We start from the raw sequence: 2,079 nt of genomic DNA on the forward strand, positions 1-2,079 counted from the left end.
CTGCTCGCGAACACCCCTCGCAATCAGGGCGGCGGCCGCGCGAAGCGGCACTCCTGTCAAGAATTAAATGATGTCGACGGAGAAAAAATGGGCCGTCCGCTTAAGTTCGGTGGATTGGGTTATCACTGTGTTGCGAACGCCGGGCAAGCAGCTCTTCCAGCCGCAGGGTTTCAAACACCCACAGCTCGGGATTCGCATGGATCAGCTGCGCTACGATACGCGCGTTGATCTCGGCCTCGATATTGACCGTAGCCTGTTCATGCCGGAAGTCCGATACGAAAAGCAGCGCCGGCGGCACGGTCGTTATAGCGAACCCTATGGCAAGCGCCAGATAGGTGATGACCGATAGGGTATTCTTGTTGTCCATAATGGGTATGGCAGATGGTACTAACCGGATGCCTGCACCCGATGTCCTGTCCGCTTTAAAATCGCCGCTCCCGGCGGCGAGCGCAAATAGTCGAGGAAGCGCTTGACGCCGGGCGACGCCGTTGCCGGGGTTATCACGTACATGTCCTTGGTATGCGGATAATTGCCGGTGTCGAGCGATTTGATGGTCGGCAGGACACCATCGACCGACAGAATGTTGACATGGCGGTTTTCCGACAGCACCAAAGCCAGGGTCGAGGTACTTAAGGCGCCAAGCGTGGTTTCCAGTTGGTCAGCGGCGTCGGTATCGGTGATGGCGGTTGCCATGCCGCTCTTTGCGTGCGCCGCAGTTACGGCAGCTTCGATCTCGACAGAAAATTTGCTCAGCTGTTGAGTATCAGCGTCGCCTTTAGGCCGCAGTATCAGGCGCACAGGCTGACCACTTGCCCACATGGTCTGCCGGCCAGAGTAAAGAGCAGCGATCGACTCCTTGGTCAGGGGCTGTGCGGGCAGCGCGGCATGGCTAATGAGTATAAACGCGGTAGTGCCGTACTTGAAGCCATATAGTCCGGCACCTTTTTCCTCGGCATTCACGTCCCGGGCACTGACGGCAATTTCGATTGCACCGGCCCTGAGCGCTTTCAGTCCGCCCGACGTGCCAAGACTGGGGAACACTCTTACTCGATGCTCGGGATGCGCCTTGGTATAGGACGCGGCCAGTTGCGTCATCGTCCCCAACGCCGCCCCTGTGCCGCCAATTCTGATGTTTTCGGCTAACGAGGTTCCTGCGGTACTCATCGCGAGTATGAGCACTGCAACAGATTGAAGAACGGGTGAACTGAATCGCACGGAACCCTCCACGATTTTCCTGCAATCGTTAAGGATAGGCTGATCGTTTCCCATACGCAATTAGAATTGATCGTAGAGCACGTTAATGTGCACGCTGTTGTATTTGCGGGCGCGCGAATCGGCTTTGGAACGGTGCTCTGAATAGGCTGGACCGGGTGGCGGCAAGCAGCAACTCAGCGTTTAGGTGACGGTGACGCCGCTGCCGCTGCCTCCGCTGTGCGTGCGATTGCGCGGCGCAGCCACTAGGCCGCGGCTGCAGCGATCAACAGATTCGTGAGGGCCGAGCCTAGCTTGCCGAACACGCCCGCGCTCAAGAGCACATTGCCGCCCAATTACCCGCGCAGCAGGCCGTTGCCAACCGGCGATTTTTCTTCAGATGTGTTCGCATTTCATTTATCCAGCGGCCTTTAATAGAGAGTGCATATGTCAAGCAAGGTTGTTGAGCGAGGCCCCCTTGACCGGCTGCTTTCGGCCCAGGCTGTGTAAAAACGTAAATTGCTGTAAACGAAACCTGACCAGTAAACGTTAAGCCAGTATCTCATCACTTGGGGTGCGAAATGAAGCGCTTTATCGAAGGTGCAGACCGCGGCCAGTCCACGATGCTCCCCGAGCTACTGGACGACTATGTCGACCAAGACAACCAGGTCCGGGTGGTCGACGTATTTGTCGATCAGCTTGACCTTGCCAGCCTTGGATTTGAGCGCGTGCAGCCGGCGGCAACGGGCCGGCCCGCATACCATCCGAGGGTTCTGTCGCGTTGTTGATCAAAAGACGAAATTGTCTAGGAAAGGAACTTCGGTGCCTCAAACAGTACGGACCTGTCCTGCCAGCGCATAAAATTGGTCGGCGAACGACATGGTAGCG

Annotated in this window: 2 protein-coding genes and 1 pseudogene; 1 reads left to right on the plus strand and 2 read right to left on the minus strand. The window is 57.0% G+C overall.

The window, feature by feature from the left end:
- Positions 1–100 precede the first annotated feature (100 nt).
- Entirely contained in the window at positions 101–367 is a 267-nt protein-coding gene (locus ACP7EY_RS23855) for a hypothetical protein (protein ID WP_426197740.1), read from the minus strand.
- A 20-nt stretch (positions 368–387) separates the two neighbouring features.
- Positions 388–1,215 (minus strand): substrate-binding domain-containing protein, encoded by an 828-nt coding sequence (locus ACP7EY_RS23860; RefSeq protein WP_426197741.1) that lies wholly within the window; start codon positions 1,213–1,215, stop codon positions 388–390.
- Positions 1,216–1,772: 557 nt separating this feature from the next.
- Here ACP7EY_RS23860 and ACP7EY_RS23865 point away from each other — a divergent pair.
- Positions 1,773–1,967 (plus strand): annotated as a pseudogene (locus tag ACP7EY_RS23865) (IS5/IS1182 family transposase); the annotation flags it as partial.
- Positions 1,968–2,079 lie beyond the last annotated feature (112 nt).

The sequence above is a fragment of the Massilia sp. DWR3-1-1 genome, from assembly GCF_049898325.1.
Taxonomy (GTDB): Bacteria; Pseudomonadota; Gammaproteobacteria; order Burkholderiales; family Burkholderiaceae_D; genus JAFCUW01.

Coding starts and splice junctions, on each gene's coding strand:
- ACP7EY_RS23855 (WP_426197740.1), bottom strand. CDS start 367: ATGGACAACAAGAATACCCTATCGGTCATCACCTATCTGGCGCTTGCC.